Raw genomic sequence first — 18740 nt, 5'->3', positions numbered from 1 at the left:
GGGGTTTCTCCAATCCAGGTCGCGCATCACTTCATGTCCGTCGGCGGGGCCGGCTCGATGCCGGGCCGGCTCGGCGCGTACAGCTCGCCGGTGCCCGCGAACGTGTCGAGCAGCTCGAGTTCGCCGTTGACGACGCTCGCCAGCCGGCGCACGCCGACGCGGATCGCCTCCGGCGTCGGATAGCAGAACGACAGCCGCATCGCGTGCCGCCCCCGACCGTCGGCGAAGAACGCCGTGCCCGGCGTATAGGCGACGAGCTCCTTGACGGCGCGCGGCAGCATGGCCTTCGAGTCGAGCACGTCCGGCATCGTCACCCAGACGTAGAAGCCGCCGTTCGGGTTCGTCCAGCGCAACTGGGGCAGGTGCTCCCCGAGCGCGTCGATCATGGCGTCCTTGCGCTCGCGGTACACCCCCCGGAACGTGTCGATCTGTCCGCGCCAGTCGGCCGTCGACAGGTACTCGGACACGACCAGTTGGCTGAACGAGGAGGGCGACAGGATCGCCGATTCGGCCGCGAGGATGAGCTTCTCGCGGATCGCGTGCGGCGCGAGCGCCCAGCCGACGCGGAACCCGGGCGCGAGCGTCTTCGAGAACGATCCGAGGTAGATCACGCCCTCCGGGTCGAGCGCGCGGAGCGCGTTCGGCACCGGCTCGTCGAAGTGCAGCAGGCCGTAGGGGTTGTCCTCGAGCACGAGGATCTCGTTGGCGCGGCATATGTCGAGGATCTCGGGCCGACGTGCCGCCGACAGCGTGACGCCGGCCGGGTTGTGGAAGTTCGGGATCGTGTAGAGGAACTTGATCCGGCGCCCCTGGCCGCGCAGGTGCGCGATCGTCTGGCGGAGCGCCTCCGGGATCAGCCCGTCGTCGTCCATCGCGACGTGCACGACCGAGGCCTGGTACGAGCGGAACACGCCCATGGCGCCGACGTACGAGGGCGCCTCGGCGAGGACGACGTCTCCGGGGTCGAGGAAGAGCTTCGCGACGAAGTCGAGCGCCTGCTGCGACCCGGTCGAGGTGACGACGTCGTCGACCGACGCACCGCGGATGCCCTCGAGCGACATGACGTCGAGGATGTGCTCGCGAAGCTCGGGGATGCCCGCTCCCCGCCGTACTGGAGCGCGACGGGACCCTGGTCGCGCATGACGCGCTCCATCGAGGAACGGATGAGCTCCTGGGGCAGCGCGGAGACGAACGGCATGCCGCCGGCGAGCGAGACCACCTCGGGGCGCGACGCGACGGCGAACAGGGCTCGGACCTCTGAGGCGGCGAAGCCGGCAGCTCGCTCGGCGTAGTTCGCATACCAGGGGTCGAGGTTGTTGCCGGTCCGCTGCGGGACGCCGTCGGTGCTCACATCACTTCCGTTCTGTTCCAGGGTTTCATCGTATGTGCCGCGATCGGTGCGGTCTGACGGATGCCTCGCGGCGGGACATCCATCGCATCCCCTCAAACGCGAGAGACCCGCCCGGCTTCTGCCGGGCGGGTCTCGGGGTTCGTCGAGGCGGCCGGCTACTGGATGTAGGCGGCGAGGTCGGCCTCGAGGGCGGGCTTCGGCTTGGCGCCGATGACGGTCTTCACGACCTCGCCCTTCTCGAAGACCTTGAACGCGGGGATCGCGGTGATCTGGTATTTCATCGCGAGCTGCGGGTTCTCGTCGACGTTGAGCTTGACGATGTCGAGCTTGTCGGCGTGCTCGGTCGCGATCTGGTCGAGGATCGGGCTGACGGCGCGGCACGGTCCGCACCACTCGGCCCAGAAGTCGACCAGGACGGCCTTCTCGTTGTTGAGGACCTCCTGCTCGAAGGTGGCCTCGGTCACTGCGCGTGCAGTCATGTGCATATCTCCTTCAGGTGAAGTGGATGTCTCGTGGCTCGGGCGGCGCGGGCCGTCAGCGAGCCTCGACGAGGGTCTCGATCGCCTCGGCCGATTCGTCGCCCTCCGTTGAGGACGCGTCGTCGAGCGCCGCGAGGTAGTGCTCGGCGTCGAGCGCGGCGACCGTGCCCGAGCCTGCCGCGGTGACGGCCTGGCGGTAGAACGGGTCGATCACGTCGCCCGCGGCGAAGACACCGGGGACGGACGTCCGCGACGAGCGGCCGTCGACCGCGATGGTGCCCTCGCGCGTGAGGTCGAGCTTGCCGTGCACGAGGTGCGTGCGCGGGTCGTTGCCGATCGCGACGAACAGTCCGTCGAGGTCGAGTGCGCGCACCTGGCCGGTGACCGTGTCGGTGAGCGTCACGCCGGTCACGGCGCTCTCGCCGTGGATGGCCGACACCTCGGCGTTCCAGATGAACTCGATCTTCTCGTTGTCGAAGGCACGCTGCTGCATGATCTTCGACGCCTTGAGCGAGTCGCGCCGGTGGATGACGTAGACCTTGTCCGCGAATCGCGTGAGGAACGTCGCCTCCTCCATCGCCGAGTCGCCGCCGCCGACGACGGCGATCGTCTTCTGGCGGAAGAAGAAGCCGTCGCAGGTCGCGCACCACGACAGTCCGTGGCCGGAGAGGATCTCCTCCTCGGGCAGTCCGAGCTTCCGGTAGGCCGAGCCCGTCGCGTAGATCACGGCGCGCGCCTCGTGCGTCTCGCCGTTGCCGAGCTTCACGCGCTTGACCGGGCCCTCGAGGTCGAGTTCCACGACGTCGTCGTAGACGACCTCGGTGCCGAAGCGCTCGGCCTGCGCCTGCATCTTGGTCATGAGGTCGGGCCCCATGATCGCCTCGGGGAAGCCGGGGAAGTTCTCGACCTCGGTCGTGTTCATGAGCTCGCCGCCGATCTCGACGGAGCTCGCGATGAGGAGCGGCTTCAGCTCGGCGCGTGCGGCGTAGATGGCGGCGGTGAAGCCGGCCGGCCCTGAGCCGATGATGATGATGTCGCGCAAACCCATGCTCCTGTCCAGCGTGCGTGTGGCACCCGCTCCGGCGGATGTCACGACATGGTCAACACAGTCTAGGCGGAGCGTATTCCGGCGTACGGCGCATGGCTGGAGTGTGACGGATGCCCCGTGCCCGGGTCATCCAGGGGCCGAGCTGCGTCAGCCGCGACCGAGGCGGGCGAGCAGCGGCGCCGCGAACCCGCGGAACTCGGGGGACCGGAGCAGCCAGAGGCCCGCGAAGTACAGTGCGGACATCACGGCCCCGATGACGGCCATCGACGTGATCGCGCCGATCAGGCCCGACACCGCGAAGCCGCCGTCGACCGTGCCGCCGAGCGCGAGGAGCAGCATGACGCCGACGCCGACCGGGATGATCAGCGCGAGCAGCGACCGGCCGAATGCGATCGTGACGCGGCGCCCGTCGAGCGAGCCGAGTCGGCCCCGCAGCAACGCGAGCGCGAGGACGAGCTGGGCGGTCCCGGCGATGGTGGTGACCAGGGCGATGCCGAAGGCGGTCCACGCGGCGGGCAGCCACAGGCACGCGAGCGCGCCGAGCACGAAGACGATCGTCTGGAACAGCGTGAAGAAGAACGGCGTCCGCGTGTCCCCGAGCGCGTAGAAGGTCCGCTGCACGATGAAGAGCGTGCTGAAGGCGACGAGGCCCAGGCAGAACGCGATGATGATGTTCCCGACCGCGACGGTCTGCGCGAACGTCGCGGCGAAGACCGAGGCGAACGGGTAGGCGACCACGATGAGCACCGCGGATGCCAGGACGATGATCAGCCCGACGCCGCGGATCGCGCTCGAGACATCCGCTCGCACCTCGTCGATGCGCGAGTGCGAGGCGTGTTCGCTCATGCGCGTGAAGTAGGCCGTCGCGATCGACACGGTGATCACCGAGTGCGGCAGCATGAAGACCAGCCACGCCATGTCGAGGGCGTTCACCGACGGGTCGCTGCCCGACGCGGTGCTCGCGACCTGCGTCTGCACGATGCCCGCGCCGGTCGTGAGCAGGAGCATCCCGAACGTCCAGCCCGCCATGCGACCGGCCGTGCCGAGCCCGACGCCGCGCCATGCGAAGTCGGGTCGGTACCGCAGTCCGATCCGCCGCCAGAAGAGGAACAGCGTGAGCGCTTGGATCGCGACGCCGAGCGTCGCCGACCCGGCGAGGACCGCGACCATCTCGGGCGACCACGCGTCGGCCGGGCGCGAGCCCGTGGCATCCGCACCGAACAGGAGCGCGAACGCGATGAGCCCGCCGAGCGCGACCACGTTGTTCAGCACCGGGACCCAGGTGAACGGGCCGAAGCTGCGACGTGCGTTCAGGACCTCGCCGAGCAACGTGTAGAGGCCGTAGAAGAAGATCTGCGGCAGGCACCACCACGCGAACGAGATCGCGAGGGCGAGCGTCTCGGGCGGGAGCAGTGCGCCGTAGAGGGCCGTGAGCAGCGGGGCGAGCGCCGTCGCGAGCACCGTCGCGGCCGTGAGCACGGCGAGGGCGAGCGTGAGCAGCTTGTTGATGTACGCGCTGCCGCCGTCCGCGTGCGCGCTCGCGCGGACGATCTGCGGCACGAGCACCGCGCTCAGCACGCCGCCCGCGACGATGACGTAGACCGTGTTCGGAAGGCCGTTCGCGACCGCGAACGCGTCAGCGCCCGCGCCCACGACGCCGACGACGCTCGCGAACACGATCGACTTCACGAAGCCGAGGATGCGCGAGACGATCGTGCCGCTGGCGAGGAAGACGCTCGCGCGGCCGATCCGGTCCTCAGCCATCCCGGCGCTCCGGGCCTGCGGCGTCATCGGAGTCCTGGCTGCTCGAGGCGCCGCGCTCAGCCTCGGGCTCCGTCGGGGCATCCGAGTCGGACTCGGCAGATCCGACCGAGTCGCCCGACTCGGTCGCCGTCGCCGCCGCCGCACGTTCCGCACGCTCCCGGCGCCGCCGGCGGATGTTCCGCCAGATGCCCACGCCGAAGAAGACGACCACCGCGGCCGCGAGGATCGCGGCCGTGAGGCCCTCCCAGTCGGCGTGGACCGTCGCCGGGATCTCGACCGCGCGGCCGACCGGCACGCCCTCGGGCGAGGTCAGCGTGACGGTGAGCACGACGTCGCCGTTGCCGACCCCGGCCTCGACGGGCACGCGGACCTGGCTGCGCGACTCGGGCCCGACGGTGACCTCGACCGGCTCCTCGACGACGAGCCGGCCGTTCGAGGGCGAGACGTCGACGTGGACTGTGACCGGGTACGGGAGGGCGTTCTGGACCGTCGTCGGGACACCGGTCTCGCTTGCGACGATGATGACCGTGCTGCTCGGCACCACGGAGACCGCGGCGAGCGTCTCGGACTGGTCGACCAGCCACGTGCCGACCGCGTCGGCCCAGCCGGCCGGATCGGCGATCCAGCCGACGTCGAGCAGCGAGAGCAGTTGGCGGCGGGCCGGCCCGCTGAGCAGGGCCGGGTCGTCGAGGACGGTCGCGAATGCGGTGACCTCCGACTCGGCGTGCACGAGGCGGTCGGCGTACGAGTGGCGCGGGTCGCCCTCGGGGCTGTCGACGAGCGTGCGCGTCGTGGGCGGTGCGCCGACGGCATCCGAGAAGGAGGCCATGCGCGACCACGGCGAGCCGGCGGCCAGGCTGATGGCAGAGACGAGACGCGACGGGTTGGACTGCGCGCCGCGCGGGAACGTCGCGAGCAGCGTCGTCCGTTCGCCGGACCCCGACGCGTGCATGGCGAGTTCGGCGAGCACGCGGCCCTCGGCTTCGCGCTCGTCCAGGTCGGAGGTCGCGACCGCCGCCGCGTGGAGTGCCGCGGTGATCGCTCCGTCGGAGACGAGCGCGGTCTCCCCGTCGACGATCGACGCGGCGTTCGCGTCGGCGGCGGAGGACTCGACGTTGGCCGCCGAGAGGATCGAGGTCGTGAGGCCGGCCGACCGGAAGACCGCGAGGTTGCCGGCGGCGACGGTCATGTCGGCCGGCCAGGCCACGTCGGTGCGCGTGTAGTCCCACGCGAGCAACTCCTCGGTGGACGGCAGCGGATCGGCGGGCTCGGTCGGCGCGGGCGTCTCGGTGGCCGGGGCCGACTCGGGTGCGTCGCCGTCGCCGCCGTCCTGCGCCGCGGTCGCCGGGAACGCCGCCGGGTCCAGCGCATCGGCGAACGACGTCGGCTGGAGCACGCCGACGCCGAGCTGCGCCTGCAGGGCGAGGTCGGCGTCGCCGAACGCGAGCGGGAACACCTCGTTGGAGATCGCGGCGAGGCGGGCGAGCCACTCGGTGGCCGTCGGCGGGGCCGCCGTGCCGAGCGCGCGGATCGAGGCGATGATGCGCGGGTCGACGGCGACGGCGACCGGCTGGTCGGCGACGGCGGCGAGCTGTCGCGTGAGCAGCCCGACGGGGCCGGTCCACTCCTCGAGCTGTGCCGCATCGGCCAGGCCTGCGGTCTGCGGCGGGATGGTGATGGCGGTGACGAGCGCGAGCGACACGTCGCGGGTCGCCGCGGCGTCGTTCGCGGCGAATGCGGCATCGGTCACGGCGACGACGACGCCGTCGACGACGAGTTCCGCACGCAGGCCGATCACGGGGCCTCCGGACTGCGTCGCGAGCGACTCGGCGCTGACCGGGATGGTCGCGCCCCCGAATCCGCCGGCACCGATCGGGTGCACGACGGCCTCGCCGACCGGTTCGACCGCGACGTCCGCATCCTCGTCGGCCCACTCGGCGATCGCCGCGGAATCCGCGAGCGGCGCCGAGGGTACGGAGAGCCGGATCGTGCCGTCGCCGAGCGAGGTGGTGGACCGGTTGACGACCTCGACCTCGATCGGCGCGGGCGCGGCGGGATCGATCGACGCGCCGGACGTCGGGGCGAGGTGGAGTTCGACGGTGTCCGGGCCGGCCGGGTCGACGGGCTGTGCGGCGACCGGGCGCCCGTCCGCCGTGCCGGCCGGGTCCGTCGTGCCGAACACCCCCGCCGCCACCGGCGCGGCGCCCACGCACAGGGCGACCAGCGGGGCGAGCACGACGAGGCTTCGACGGATCGACCGGGGGAGTCGACGGAGGCGCGGCGTCGAATTCGAGTCGGCCTCCTCCATGCAGGCGATTCTACGGGCGCGATCGGGGCGTCCGCGGTCAGGGTGCACAGTGGCGACCGCCTGCCCGACGGGCGACGCCCGTACCATGGTGAGAATGCTGAACGTGGCCGCCGCCCTCGACCGGCTCGGTGAGCTGGCGGCTTCGCCGACCGTCTCGCGCCTCGCCGCGGCCTTCGAGGAGGCCGGGCACGAGCTCGCGCTCGTCGGCGGCCCGGTGCGCGACGCGTTCCTCGGCCGCGACGTGCACGACCTCGACTTCACGACGGATGCCACGCCCGACGAGATCCTCGCGATCGTCAAGCCGATCGCCGAGGCCCACTGGGACATCGGCCGCCAGTTCGGCACGATCGGCGCGAAGGTCGCGGGCGAGACCGTCGAGATCACGACCTACCGCGCCGACACGTACGACGGCGCGTCGCGCAAGCCCGAGGTGGTCTTCGGCGACAACCTCGAGGGCGACCTCGTCCGGCGCGACTTCACGGTGAACTCGCTCGCGCTGCGACTCCCCCGGATCGAGCTGGTGGACCCGTCGGGCGGCGTCGAGGACCTCATGGCCGGCGTGCTGCGCACGCCCTCCGCACCCGAGGTCTCGTTCGGCGACGACCCGCTGCGGATGCTCCGCGCGGCCCGCTTCGCGTCGCAGCTGGGCTTCGAGGTCGAGGAGGGCACGCGCGCCGCGATCTCGGCGCTCGCGCCGGAGATCGCCCGGATCTCGGCCGAGCGCGTGAAGGACGAGCTGTCGAAGCTCCTCCTGACCGCGGCCCCGCGGCGGGGCATCCGACTGCTCGTCGACGCGGGCCTGGCCGACCTCGTGCTGCCCGAGGTCCCCGCGCTCCGCCTCGAGCGCGACGAGCACCACCGCCACAAGGACGTGTACGAGCACAGCCTGACCGTGCTCGAGCAGGCGATCGACTACGAGACGTCGCGCGGCAACCTCGACTCCCCCGACCTGGTCGTGCGGCTCGCCGCACTCCTCCACGACATCGGCAAGCCGCGCACCCGCCGCCTCGAGGGCAAGGGCGTCGTGACGTTCCACCACCACGACGTCGTCGGGGCGAAGCTCGCGCGCAAGCGCCTGCGCGAACTGCGGTTCGACAACGACACCATCGACGCGGTCGCGAGGCTCATCGAGCTGCACCTGCGGTTCTTCGGGTACACGGATGCCTCGTGGACGGATGCGGCGGTGCGCCGGTACGTGCGCGACGCGGGCGACCAGCTCGAGCGGCTGCACATCCTCTCGAGGGCCGATGTCACCACCCGGAACCGCCGCAAGGCGGACATGCTCTCGTTCGCCTACGACGACCTCGAGGAGCGCATCGCCGAGCTCGCGGCCAAGGAGGAGCTCGAGGCCGTCCGGCCCGAGCTCGACGGCGCGCAGATCATGCGCACGCTCGGCATCGCGCCCGGCCCGGTGGTCGGCGAGGCGTACCGGTTCCTGCTGGACGTGCGGCTCGACGAGGGGCCGATCGGCGAGGATGCCGCGCGCGATCGCCTGCTGACATGGTGGGCCGCGCGCGAGGCGTGAGGCCGGAAGCGGTGCGCCCAGGGCGCCCGACAGGGCGCCGCACAATGCGCCGCGCAGGGCGCCGGACCGGGCGCCGGTGAGGATGGCTCACGCCCGAATGGCGGGTGGGCGAGGCATCCGTTACACTTGACAGGTTGCCTGCGTGCCCGATTCCGGGCCTCCGCACCGCGACGCATTGAACACCCTCCTGCTCCCGGGACACGCTCGGGAGCCGCTGAGTCCGAAGGAGGTGGGTACGTCATGCACCAGTACGAGCTGATGGTCATCCTCGATCCCGAGATCGACGAGCGCACCGTTGCTCCCAGCCTCGACAAGTTCCTCAACGTCATCCGGAACGACGGTGGCACCGTCGAGAAGGTCGACATCTGGGGTCGTCGCAAGCTGGCCTACGAGATCAAGAAGAAGGCCGAGGGCATCTACGCCGTCGTCGACTTCACCGCTGAGCCCGCGACCACCAAGGAGCTCGACCGCCAGCTGAACCTCAGCGAGGCCGTCATGCGCACCAAGGTGCTCCGCGCCGAGGAGGCCATCGCACAGGTGGCCGCTCACGCGAAGGCCCAGGAGGAGAAGGCCGCGAAGAAGGCCGCCGCTGCGGCCAAGGCCCCTGCCAAGAAGGACGCCTAGTCCCCATGGCCGGCGAGACCATCATCACCGTGGTGGGCAACCTCACGGCTGACCCGGAGCTGCGCTACACGCAGAACGGGCTGCCGGTCGCGAACTTCACCATCGCGTCCACTCCCCGCACGTTCGACCGTCAGGCGAACGAGTGGAAGGACGGCGAGGCGCTGTTCCTCCGCGCGAGCTGCTGGCGTGAATTCGCCGAGCACGTCGCGGGCTCGCTCACCAAGGGAACCCGGGTCATCGCCACCGGGCGCCTCAAGCAGCGTTCGTACGAGACCAAGGAAGGCGAGAAGCGCACCAGCATCGAGCTCGAGATCGACGAGATCGGGCCGAGCCTGCGTTACGCCACCGCGTCCGTGCAGCGCGCGCAGTCGAACCGTGGTGTCGGCGGCGGCTCCTACGGGGGCGGCCAGTCGGACGACGCCTGGGCGCCCAGCGCCCCGGCCGCCCAGTCGGGCGGCGGCGGCGACGTCTGGAACGCGCCGGGCACCAACTACGGCGACGAGGTCCCCTTCTAGGCCTGATGGCCGGCAGCGGATGCCCCGTGGCATCCGTCGCACGTAACGAATTCACTCAGACAGGAAAGAACCATGGCTGGAAAGAGCAGCGGCGACCGCCGCAAGCCTCGCGGAGGGAAGGGCGCGAAGAACGCCGCCCCCGCGAAGTCCGTCAAGGTCGGCATCATCGACTACAAGGATGTCGCGACCCTTCGGAAGTTCATCTCGGAGCGCGGGAAGATCCGCGCCCGTCGCATCACCGGTGTCTCCGTGCAGGAGCAGCGCCTCATCGCCCGTGCCGTGAAGAACGCACGCGAGATGGCCCTCCTGCCCTACTCGGGCTCCGGCCGCTAAGGAGCACGACAATGGCAAAGGTTATTCTCACCCACGAGGTCACCGGCCTCGGCGCCGCAGGCGACGTGGTCGAGGTCAAGAACGGGTACGCCCGCAACTACCTCGTCCCGCAGGGCTTCGCGACTCCGTGGACCCGCGGTGGCGAGAAGCAGGTCGAGCAGATCAAGGCCGCGCGCGCTGCGCGCGAGCTGCACTCGCTCGAGGACGCCCAGGCCCTCAAGGCCAAGCTCGAGGGCAGCAAGGTCAAGCTGTCGGTCAAGGCCGGCCTCGGCGGCCGCCTGTTCGGCTCGGTCAAGACGGCGGATGTCGCGGCTGCGGTCGCGGCGGCCGGGCTCGGCGAGCTCGACAAGCGCAAGATCGAGATCCCGACCCCCATCAAGGTGGTCGGCGACCACGAGGCGACCGTTCGCCTCCACGACGACCTGTCGGCGACGATCGCCCTCCAGGTGGTCGCGGCGAAGTAATCGTCCGCAGTACGCACGAAGCGGCGGTGCCCCTCCGGGGGTGCCGCCGCTTCGTCGTTCGCGACGCTCGGAAGCGTTCGGTGGGCGACCCGTTCGACGGCCGGATCGACGCGCTCGCGCGGGTCGGTGCGTTACACCCGGGCGGTCGCTCGAAGCAAGAGGGATTCTCGCTTTCGCACATGTTTGTGCACAGGTGCGGAACCCTGTGGAAAAGAATCTGAAGGAAGTTTTCCCCCACAGGTGTGGAGAAGAGAAGTTCCTGATCAGGACTGAATTCATTCCGTGTAATTCACAGACTTTCCACAGTTGTCCACATGTGGATTACACACGATGCGCACAGTTGCTCGCAGATTCTCCACATTGTTATCCACAGGCTGGCTTGTGGTTGCCGAGGCCGGTTCCCTAGGGTGAAGCAGCGTCTCGGGCGCGGCCGGGTGGGGCGGTCGCGCGATCGATGTGGGAGGTCCTTGGGAGACTTGCCGCAGGGGTCCGGCGCGCCCGTGTCCCCGTCGAGAGAAAGGTCGGAGCTTGTCGCTCGCACACATCGGACTGGCCGACCAGGTCGATGACGGCGAAAGCCGGCGGAGCGAGCGCACCCCACCGCACGACCTCCTCGCCGAGCAGTCCGCGCTCGGTGGCATGATGCTCTCGAAGGACGCGGTCGCCGACGTCATCGAGACCGTCCGCGGCGTCGACTTCTACGTGCCGAAGCACGAGCTCGTGTTCAACGCGATCCTCTCGCTGTACTCGCACGGAGAGCCGACCGACGTCATCGCGGTCACGTCCGAGCTCACGAAGACGGGCGACCTGCAGCGTGCGGGCGGCGTCGAGTACCTGCACACGCTCACGAGCATCGTGCCGACCGCGGCGAACGCCGGGTACTACGCGTCGATCGTCGCCGAGCGCGCGCTGCTGCGCCGACTCGTCGAGGCGGGCACCCGCATCGTGCAGATGGGCTACGCCGGCGAAGGCGAGGTCGTCGACCTGGTCAACAACGCGCAGGCGGAGATCTACGGCGTGACCGGGTCGGTCGAGAGCGAGGACTACGTTCCGCTCACCGAGGCGGTCACGGCGGCGATCGATGAGATCGAGGCCGCGAAGCACACCGACGGCAAGATGACCGGTGTCCCGACCGGGTTCCGTGATCTCGACGACCTGACGAACGGGTTCCACCCCGGGCAGATGATCATCATCGCCGCGCGTCCCGCGATGGGGAAGTCGACGCTTGCGCTCGACTTCGCGCGCTCAGCGGCGATCACGAGCAACCTGCCGACGATCTTCTTCTCGCTCGAGATGGGCAAGAGCGAGATCGCGATGCGCCTGCTCTCCGCCGAGGCGAACGTGCCGCTCCAGAACATGCGCAAGGGCACGGTCGATTCCCGCGACTGGACCACCATCGCCTCGACCCGCGGGCGCATCAACGACGCCCCGCTGTACATCGACGACTCCCCCAACATGACGCTCGTCGAGATCCGCGCGAAGTGCCGCCGCCTGAAGCAGCGCGTCGGCCTGAAGATGGTCGTGATCGACTACCTCCAGCTCATGACGAGCGGCAAGCGCGTCGAGAGCCGCCAGCAGGAGGTCTCGGAGTTCTCGCGTGCACTGAAGCTCCTCGCGAAGGAACTCCAGGTCCCGGTGCTCGCGCTCTCGCAGCTGAACCGTGGCCCCGAGCAGCGCGCCGACAAGATGCCGGCACTGAGCGACCTCCGCGAATCGGGCTCGATCGAGCAGGACGCCGACATGGTCGTGCTGCTGCACCGCGAGTCCGCCTACGAGCGCGACAGCCCCCGCGCCGGCGAGGCCGACCTGATCGTCGCCAAGCACCGAAACGGCCCGACGCGCACCATCACGGTCGCGTTCCAGGGGCACTTCTCGAAGTTCGCGGATATGGCGCAGGTGTGAGCACCCCGGTTTTAGTTTCCGCGTGAACATGGCGGTTTCCACGCACGATTGACGGGCGTTTGGCGGTTCCGCCACTCGGCGCGGACACGCGAGAGTTTCGGTTCACTGAGCTAAGAAGGTGGTGCCGGACCTTGCTGGTTGCTCGGGGCCTATGAAGCTGAGCGTGCGGCGCCTGCGTCCCGCTCTTCGGCTCGCGGCTGGCAGCTTCCCAGACGTGATTGTCGATCACGCGATACAGGAGTGTGCACTCTCCATGGACCTGCTCGACGACCTCGATGAAGTGCGCGCGACGCAGCTTGTGAATCAGGGGATGCACGATGCCCGGCTGAGTCGCGTCACTGATCTGCTTCGATGATTCCCGGTCTGGAGAGCACACCGCGACCATGGCAGGTGTGACACGTTTTGGGGGCGGGTGCGTGCGGCTGCGGTGACGTTCGCTAGGCCGGCCCCCCGCTACGCTGTTCCAGTCGAATGGCGCAGACGGCCGAGCTCCGCTTCGGCCGCGGAGGGTGTCAGTGGGGTACGGTCTGGAAGACCTTGCAGGGCTGCTCAACATGCATCCTCCGATCGCCGAAGCATGGTTCGAGCAGACCGAGGCCGTCGTCGGCTTCGCCCCGCAGAAGCCAAGCAGCATGCGACCGATCATTCTTCGCCACTGGGCGCCGTCCGGGCCGCTCGCGTTTGTCTTCGCCCGAACGTCGAACCTTGACCGACTCGAAGTGCGAAACCCGCGACATGACCACGTCAGCGTTTGGGGGAAGTGCCGCCTTCACGAGGAGGGGAACATCATCGTTTCGCGACCCCTTCCCGTTCCGAGGGACGCGCTCGATGAGAACCACCGCATGTGCAGTGAGGAAGACCAGGACACCATCGATGCTGTGAAGAGCGCGCCATGGAAGACGAAGTAGTTCTTGGCGGCCCCCTCGTCGATCTCGACGAAGACGTCGACGACCTCGGGGATGTCAGCGCTGGCGACCTGAACGCCCTGATCGTTGAGTTCGAAGGTCAAGGGCTGGGCACACTCTGGTTGAAGGAGATCCAGACCGCGGCACCTAGGGTGGCTCGCCGCTATAGTCCCGCTGCATACGCACGAGCTGCGGCTTGGGATGAGCACGCGATCGATGATCTTATTCAAGACGTCGTCGTACGCATGCTGTCCAAGGGCCAGGCGGAGTACATCTGCGACGTCGCGAACGATTTCGGCCATGCGCGGGCACTCATCTACCGGCAAGTTCGCATGACGTTGATCGACCGCAGGCAACGGACCGCGGTCGACAACCTCTTCGACCGCGCCGTTGAATGCCTCAGTTCGCCGCCGTTCGAGCAAGTCCAGAAGAAGCCGCGATGCTGGCGCCTCGCGGGCTCGAGTGCGGGGACATCGACCTACAGTTCGCGGCTCACCGCATCCCTCGCAGCGCTTCCCCGGCTACCTGGCAACGGCACCGAACGCGCGAGTGCGATTTGGACGACCGGAACTCTGACGGATGCCCTGATGCTCGTCTGCAACGCCATCGGCGTGATCGAGGAACTTGAACTTCGGAAAATCTTCGACGCATCGTTGACAGTCTTCGCAACAGCGGAGGTTGTCTCTGATGACGCCGGTGCTGAAGACCGATCCGGCGACCTCGACCCAGGCGACCTCATCATGGCGAACGAACTTACAGAGAGACTCATCGCGACGCTCACACGCGACGAAGCGACGCTGTTGGCGGGCAAGTGGGTTGGCGACTCCGACGGCGACATCGCCCGCCGCCTCGGCATCAGTCGACCGACGGCCGCCAAGCACAAGGAGTCGGCGTTCTCGAAGATTCGCGACGAGCTCACCTCGCAGAGCGAGGCTGTCGTCGGGTACGTGTTCGAGCGTCTTCAATCACTGGTGATCATCAAGTCCGGAGGAGGCGCGCAATGATCGACCCCGAGATCGGCGGCGTCTATCGGGCGATGGCGATGGACCGCGACACCCCATCCGCACTGGTTCTCGTCACGGACTTCGACGAAGAGACCCAATCGCTCACCGTGACTCTTCTCAGCCCAGACTTGGAGTTCGGCTCCATCTCAGACCTCCTCCTGGCCGGTACGGAGATCGGCCGAAGCTATGACCTCCTCGTGGAATCTGATGTCTTCGGCTACATCTGGGTTGTTCAGCTCGACCGTCGGGTCGGCCGCGTCGACGCAACCGTGCTGCAGGAACTGGCTTCGCTGCGCAATGAGGAAGCGGTTGGACGTGTGGTCGCTGGCCCGCCAATTGTCGGCCGCAGCGACCCGCGCTGGAGTTTCAAGCTCAGCGAACTGAAGCGCCTCCGCGCCCTTACGAGTGATTGCACTCGCGAACTGATCGACGGTGAACGGGTCTCGTTGATCGACCCGAACGCCCTCCGCGCCCCATCAACGGAAACAGAGATTGCCGCATTCGAGGAGTTCGTTGTAGAGGTCATCGAAGGCGTGAAGCGTGGCACAACGCGAGTTCCCGGGTGGTTGGTCGATATAGCCCTCGACGCCGACCTCGTGGCCGCATATCGCGCGGTGGGCCTCTACAACTCTCTCCGGCTGCTTTGGAAGCTGGCCGACACAACCGACGTACCGGCCGCGCCCCACCCGACTCATGCGCGTCTCGAACACTTCCATGAGTTCCAGGTGGAAATGACGGCAGCCTCGGGGCATTCGTCCCTTTGGCTCCTCGGCCGATCCACCGATGTCAGGGGCCGGATCGAGCCGCGTGCCGTTTGGACGCGCGACGACCGACTTTTCCAGCTCAGTTATATCGCGGCTAGAGCTTTCGTCACTACTCACGAAGAGGTCCACGCATGACTGACACCTCGGGCTTCCGAAGGATGCCGTTCCGCCCCGCTCGGCGCGGGATCGCGCTAACGCGCTGGCGGATCGAGAACTTCAAGTCAGTTCGCGATGCAGAGGTCGAACTTCGGCCGCTCACCGTGCTGGTCGGCGCGAACAGCTCGGGGAAGAGCACTTTGCTGCAGAGTATCCGTGCGGCGAGTCAGGCTGTCGGGGCCGGCGGCGACGCCCTTTATCCACTAAACGGCCGCTCTGTACGTCTCGGGACGGTCGCGGAAGTCAAGTATCGGGGCCCACTGAGCGAAGACGAGCAGATGGATATCGCGGTGCAGGTCGATGAGCAGGTGCCCGTCAATAACGAGAAGGCACCCACTGAGCAGGAGAGGCGCCGAAGGCAGGAGCTAAGAGAAGCCCTTCGAGAACAGATTCGTCGCGAGCATCAGCTCGTCTTGGGCGCTGACTTCGAGTTCCGACCCCCGGCCGCCATTGATCACCTGAGACGCCCCGGGAAGGCGCGGAGCGCCGCCCACACCACGCTGTCCTGGAATCTCAAGCTTGGTCCCTCATCACAGCAACTCGGAATCGCTCGGATCAATCAACTGGACGTGCGACTGACCCCGGGTGAGGTAGGCGTGAAGAGTGAAGAAACAACAGATCGGTCGTGGCTGCTCGCTTTCGCCGACGCCGCGGCTGAGGAGACCTCAGTCAACGAGCACGATGGCTTTGATCCGAGTCCCGGCAGCTTTACCGGCCAGTTTTCAGGCCGCACGCCAGATCTCCTGGACCTCGTGGGTATCCGCGTCGCGGGGGGCTTCCCGTTACAGGCTTCGGTCATGCGTCCCCGAGCTGATGTCCTTTTCGAGACATGGCTGTCCCTCGTGCTTCGCACATCACTTCACTATCGCGAGGACACGCAGCGGCTGGTGCAAGCCGAGAACCCCGCTGAAGCGCTCGCTGAGTATCTGGGTGGAATCGACGCGAGCATTCGGGTCGTAGACGACGACTATGTTCGCGCCGTGCGGATGGAGCTAAATCCCCGGTCCGCCGGGCATCTGGGTATCGACCTCAACACTGCCGCTGAGCCCAGCTTCGGTATGGAGGTGATCGAGGCCTTGGTTCTGCTCGGTGTGGCGGGGCAGGTACCGTCATTGACTGACCTTGGTGACTTGGGGCCGGCGTCGGCAGCCGCCTCTGAATTCCTTGGAAGCAGCATCCGCTACCTTGGGCCGCTCCGGGAGGAGCCTCGTGCGGCGTACCCCGATGCCCCAGAGGGCGACGATTCGTATGTCGGACCCAAGGGCGAGTTCACCGCCTCCGTTCTGCAACGACACCGCGACCTAAAGGTCCTCGTTCCAACCCCTGATGACGACGGGACCATCAAGACGCCGCGTCGCCCGATCCAGCTCATGACGGCAGTGAGCCGCTGGGCCAAGTTCCTCGACATCGGCGAGAGCTTCTCCGTCTCCGATCAGGGCCGCTTCGGCATCCAGATGCAAGTGCGGCAAGCAGATGTAGAGGGCGACCTCGACCTCACCAGTGTCGGCACCGGCGTAAGCCAGTTGCTTCCAGTGATCGTCATGTGCGTTCAGGCTCCTGTCGGCTCGCTCCTCCTTATCGAGCAGCCTGAACTGCACCTCAACCCCAAGGTGCAGCAGCGGCTCGCTGACTTCCTGTTGGTGATTGCCCAGAGTGGACGTCGCCTGATCGTCGAGACCCACAGTGAGTACCTCATCTCGCGGCTGCGTCGACGCGTTGCTGAAGACGAGGAGGACAGTCTCCAGGACACGATCGGCATTTACTTCGCCAAACGAGTCAATGGTGCGACGACCTACGAGCTCGTGCAGCAGAACGAGTTCGGTGGCATCGAGGAGTGGCCGGTGAACTTCTTCGATCAGGCCACCGAGGAGGAACATGCGATCCTCTCTGCAGCGGTCAAGAAGCGACGGGCGAAGGCCGCCAAGACCGATTAGTAATCGGTTTTTACATCGTCGCCGCCAAGCCGGATTGGTCTTGGTGTCAGGCCAATAGGCAGTGACAAGAAATTAGAAGGGAGGCGCCGCATGGCACGTGTCGCACGCAAGAATGAAACGAAGACCCTCGAGCAGAAACTCTGGGACGCCGCCGACGCCCTGCGAGGAAACCAGGAGCCGAGCGAATACAAGCACGTTGTGCTCGGGCTGGTGTTCCTCAAGTACATTTCCGACCGGTTCGAGGGCCGGCGCAAGGAGATCGAGGCGGAACTCGAAGCCGAGGGCCTCAACCCTGAGCAGGTCGAGCGCCTGGTCGAGCACCGCGATGAATACACAAGTCACTCGGTGTTCTGGGTTCCGGCAGCCGCACGGTGGGCCATCATCCAGAAGTCCGCAAAGCAGCCCGAGATCGGCGAGTCGATCGACAACGCGATGGACCTCATCGAGCGCGAGAACCCCAAGCTGCGCGGCGTACTTCCGCGCAACTATGGCCGGGAAGATCTCGACAAGGGTCGCCTCGGCCAACTGGTCGACATCATCGGATCGATCGGATTTACCAAGAGCGACGACCACGGCTCTGACGACGTGCTCGGTCGGGTGTACGAGTACTTCCTCGGGCAGTTCGCCGGCAAGGAGACCGGCAAAGACGCTGGTGCGTTCTATACGCCGCGCTCCGTAGTCAGGACTCTGGTCGAGATGCTCGAGCCATTCCACGGACGTGTGTACGACCCCGCCTGCGGATCGGGCGGGATGTTCGTGCAGTCGGCCGAGTTCGTGAAGGCGCATGGCGGAAAGCGCAGCGACATCTCCGTGTACGGCCAGGAGTTCACCGCGACGACCTGGAAGCTCGCGAAGATGAACCTCGCACTTCGTGGCATCGATACCGACCTAGGCGACAAGTCGGCCGACTCCTTCACTCAGGATCTGCACCCCGATCTCCGAGCCGACTTCGTGCTCGCAAATCCGCCGTTCAACGTGAGCGACTGGTGGAATGCCAAGCTCGCCGACGACCCCCGCTGGAAGTACGGCACGCCTCCAGAGGGCAACGCGAACTTTGCATGGGTGCAGCATTTCATTCACCACCTCAGCCCCCGGGGAACCGCCGGCTTCGTTCTCGCCAACGGTTCGCTCAGCTCCAAGTCCGGTGGCGAAGGTGAAATCCGCCGAAAGCTCCTCGAGGCCGACCTCGTCGACTGCATCGTCGCGATGCCCGACAAGCTGTTCTTCAACACCGGCATCCCGGTCAGCCTCTGGTTCGTCAGCCGTGATCGCGGTGGCAACGCGCAGCATCGAGCGCGAAAGGGCGAGGTTCTGTTCATTGACGCGCGCAAGCTCGGCGCAATGGCCAGTCGTCGCCTCCGGGAACTATCCGATGACGACATCCAGCAGATCGCAGGCGCGTACCACGCCTGGCGAAACCATGACGGGGGCTTCGAGGACGTCGCCGGGTTCGCCAAAGTTGCAACCCTCGACGACATCGAGGACCACGGTTTCGTCCTTACGCCCGGCCGGTACGTCGGCACCGAGGAGGCCGAGGATGACGACGAGCCCATCGATGTCAGAATCGAGCGGCTTACCAACGAACTGTTCGCCGAGTTTGATCGGGGCCACGCACTTGAGGGCAAAGTCAAAGCCCATCTCGGGGCCATCAAGCGATGATGGTC

Annotated in this window: 15 protein-coding genes and 1 pseudogene; 11 read left to right on the top strand and 5 right to left on the bottom strand. The window is 67.5% G+C overall.

The window, feature by feature from the left end; all coding sequences use genetic code 11:
- Window positions 1-26 precede the first annotated feature (26 nt).
- The 5 genes and pseudogenes from ACDF64_RS04780 to ACDF64_RS04760 form a co-directional block, all read right to left on the bottom strand.
- Window positions 27-1372, bottom strand: a pseudogene (locus ACDF64_RS04780) (PLP-dependent aminotransferase family protein).
- A gap of 134 nt (window positions 1373-1506) precedes the next feature.
- The gene (gene trxA, locus ACDF64_RS04775) at window positions 1507-1830 is read right to left on the bottom strand and encodes a thioredoxin (protein ID WP_394553718.1); all 324 of its coding nucleotides are present in this window, start codon (window positions 1828-1830) and stop codon (window positions 1507-1509) included.
- Between the two features lie 55 nt (window positions 1831-1885).
- A complete protein-coding gene (gene trxB, locus ACDF64_RS04770; RefSeq protein ID WP_394555047.1) occupies window positions 1886-2872 on the bottom strand; it encodes a thioredoxin-disulfide reductase in 987 nt (328 codons plus the stop codon).
- Window positions 2873-3025: 153 nt separating this feature from the next.
- Window positions 3026-4642 carry a murein biosynthesis integral membrane protein MurJ gene (murJ, locus tag ACDF64_RS04765; protein ID WP_394553716.1) on the bottom strand — a complete coding sequence of 539 codons (1617 nt, stop codon included), beginning with the start codon at window positions 4640-4642 and terminating at the stop codon, window positions 3026-3028.
- Entirely contained in the window at window positions 4635-6950 is a 2316-nt protein-coding gene (locus tag ACDF64_RS04760; RefSeq protein ID WP_394553715.1) for a DUF6049 family protein, read from the bottom strand. The genes murJ and ACDF64_RS04760 overlap by 8 nt, the downstream gene beginning before the upstream one ends.
- Before the next feature lie 94 nt (window positions 6951-7044).
- On the opposite strand from ACDF64_RS04760, the gene ACDF64_RS04755 reads away from it, so the two are divergent.
- From ACDF64_RS04755 to ACDF64_RS04705, 11 genes are all read left to right on the top strand, one after another.
- Window positions 7045-8475, top strand: a complete 1431-nt coding sequence (locus tag ACDF64_RS04755) for a CCA tRNA nucleotidyltransferase (protein WP_394553714.1) — start codon at window positions 7045-7047, stop codon at window positions 8473-8475.
- Between the two features lie 240 nt (window positions 8476-8715).
- Window positions 8716-9099 (top strand): 30S ribosomal protein S6, encoded by a 384-nt coding sequence (rpsF, locus tag ACDF64_RS04750; protein WP_394553713.1) that lies wholly within the window; start codon window positions 8716-8718, stop codon window positions 9097-9099.
- 5 nt (window positions 9100-9104) lie between these two features.
- A complete protein-coding gene (locus ACDF64_RS04745; RefSeq protein WP_394553711.1) occupies window positions 9105-9614 on the top strand; it encodes a single-stranded DNA-binding protein in 510 nt (169 codons plus the stop codon).
- A 72-nt stretch (window positions 9615-9686) separates the two neighbouring features.
- On the top strand, window positions 9687-9947 hold the full coding sequence (gene rpsR / locus ACDF64_RS04740; RefSeq protein ID WP_394553709.1) for a 30S ribosomal protein S18: 261 nt from the start codon (window positions 9687-9689) through the stop codon (window positions 9945-9947).
- Window positions 9948-9958: 11 nt separating this feature from the next.
- Entirely contained in the window at window positions 9959-10411 is a 453-nt protein-coding gene (gene rplI / locus ACDF64_RS04735; protein WP_394553707.1) for a 50S ribosomal protein L9, read from the top strand.
- A gap of 528 nt (window positions 10412-10939) precedes the next feature.
- Window positions 10940-12313, top strand: a complete 1374-nt coding sequence (gene dnaB, locus ACDF64_RS04730; RefSeq protein ID WP_394553705.1) for a replicative DNA helicase — start codon at window positions 10940-10942, stop codon at window positions 12311-12313.
- Window positions 12314-12828: 515 nt separating this feature from the next.
- On the top strand, window positions 12829-13221 hold the full coding sequence (locus tag ACDF64_RS04725; protein WP_394553704.1) for a hypothetical protein: 393 nt from the start codon (window positions 12829-12831) through the stop codon (window positions 13219-13221).
- A complete protein-coding gene (locus ACDF64_RS04720) occupies window positions 13206-14222 on the top strand; it encodes a helix-turn-helix transcriptional regulator (RefSeq protein ID WP_394553703.1) in 1017 nt (338 codons plus the stop codon). Before ACDF64_RS04725 ends, ACDF64_RS04720 begins: the two co-directional genes overlap by 16 nt.
- A complete protein-coding gene (locus ACDF64_RS04715) occupies window positions 14219-15121 on the top strand; it encodes a hypothetical protein (RefSeq protein WP_394553702.1) in 903 nt (300 codons plus the stop codon). The genes ACDF64_RS04720 and ACDF64_RS04715 overlap by 4 nt, the downstream gene beginning before the upstream one ends.
- On the top strand, window positions 15118-17076 hold the full coding sequence (locus ACDF64_RS04710) for a DUF3696 domain-containing protein (protein ID WP_394553701.1): 1959 nt from the start codon (window positions 15118-15120) through the stop codon (window positions 17074-17076). Before ACDF64_RS04715 ends, ACDF64_RS04710 begins: the two co-directional genes overlap by 4 nt.
- A 90-nt stretch (window positions 17077-17166) precedes the next feature.
- Window positions 17167-18735: a type I restriction-modification system subunit M gene (locus tag ACDF64_RS04705; RefSeq protein ID WP_394553700.1), complete on the top strand. Its 1569-nt coding sequence runs from the start codon at window positions 17167-17169 to the stop codon at window positions 18733-18735.
- Window positions 18736-18740: the final 5 nt, after the last annotated feature.

The sequence above is a fragment of the Agromyces sp. MMS24-JH15 genome, assembly GCF_043518605.1.
GTDB lineage: Bacteria > Actinomycetota > Actinomycetes > Actinomycetales > Microbacteriaceae > Agromyces.
Note: the sequence above shows the minus strand (reverse complement) of the source record. Positions and strands in the feature narration are given on the sequence as shown.

What these genes read in the sequence shown, in the direction of transcription:
- murJ (WP_394553716.1), bottom strand. Translation starts at nt 4,642, where the DNA reads ATGGCTGAGGACCGGATCGGCCGCGCGAGCGTCTTCCTCGCCAGCGGC.
- ACDF64_RS04745 (WP_394553711.1), top strand. Translation starts at nt 9,105, where the DNA reads ATGGCCGGCGAGACCATCATCACCGTGGTGGGCAACCTCACGGCTGAC.
- ACDF64_RS04755 (WP_394553714.1), top strand. Translation starts at nt 7,045, where the DNA reads ATGCTGAACGTGGCCGCCGCCCTCGACCGGCTCGGTGAGCTGGCGGCT.
- rplI (WP_394553707.1), top strand. Translation starts at nt 9,959, where the DNA reads ATGGCAAAGGTTATTCTCACCCACGAGGTCACCGGCCTCGGCGCCGCA.
- ACDF64_RS04715 (WP_394553702.1), top strand. Translation starts at nt 14,219, where the DNA reads ATGATCGACCCCGAGATCGGCGGCGTCTATCGGGCGATGGCGATGGAC.
- trxA (WP_394553718.1), bottom strand. Translation starts at nt 1,830, where the DNA reads ATGACTGCACGCGCAGTGACCGAGGCCACCTTCGAGCAGGAGGTCCTC.
- ACDF64_RS04720 (WP_394553703.1), top strand. Translation starts at nt 13,206, where the DNA reads ATGGAAGACGAAGTAGTTCTTGGCGGCCCCCTCGTCGATCTCGACGAA.
- ACDF64_RS04705 (WP_394553700.1), top strand. Translation starts at nt 17,167, where the DNA reads ATGGCACGTGTCGCACGCAAGAATGAAACGAAGACCCTCGAGCAGAAA.
- rpsR (WP_394553709.1), top strand. Translation starts at nt 9,687, where the DNA reads ATGGCTGGAAAGAGCAGCGGCGACCGCCGCAAGCCTCGCGGAGGGAAG.
- rpsF (WP_394553713.1), top strand. Translation starts at nt 8,716, where the DNA reads ATGCACCAGTACGAGCTGATGGTCATCCTCGATCCCGAGATCGACGAG.
- ACDF64_RS04710 (WP_394553701.1), top strand. Translation starts at nt 15,118, where the DNA reads ATGACTGACACCTCGGGCTTCCGAAGGATGCCGTTCCGCCCCGCTCGG.
- ACDF64_RS04760 (WP_394553715.1), bottom strand. Translation starts at nt 6,950, where the DNA reads ATGGAGGAGGCCGACTCGAATTCGACGCCGCGCCTCCGTCGACTCCCC.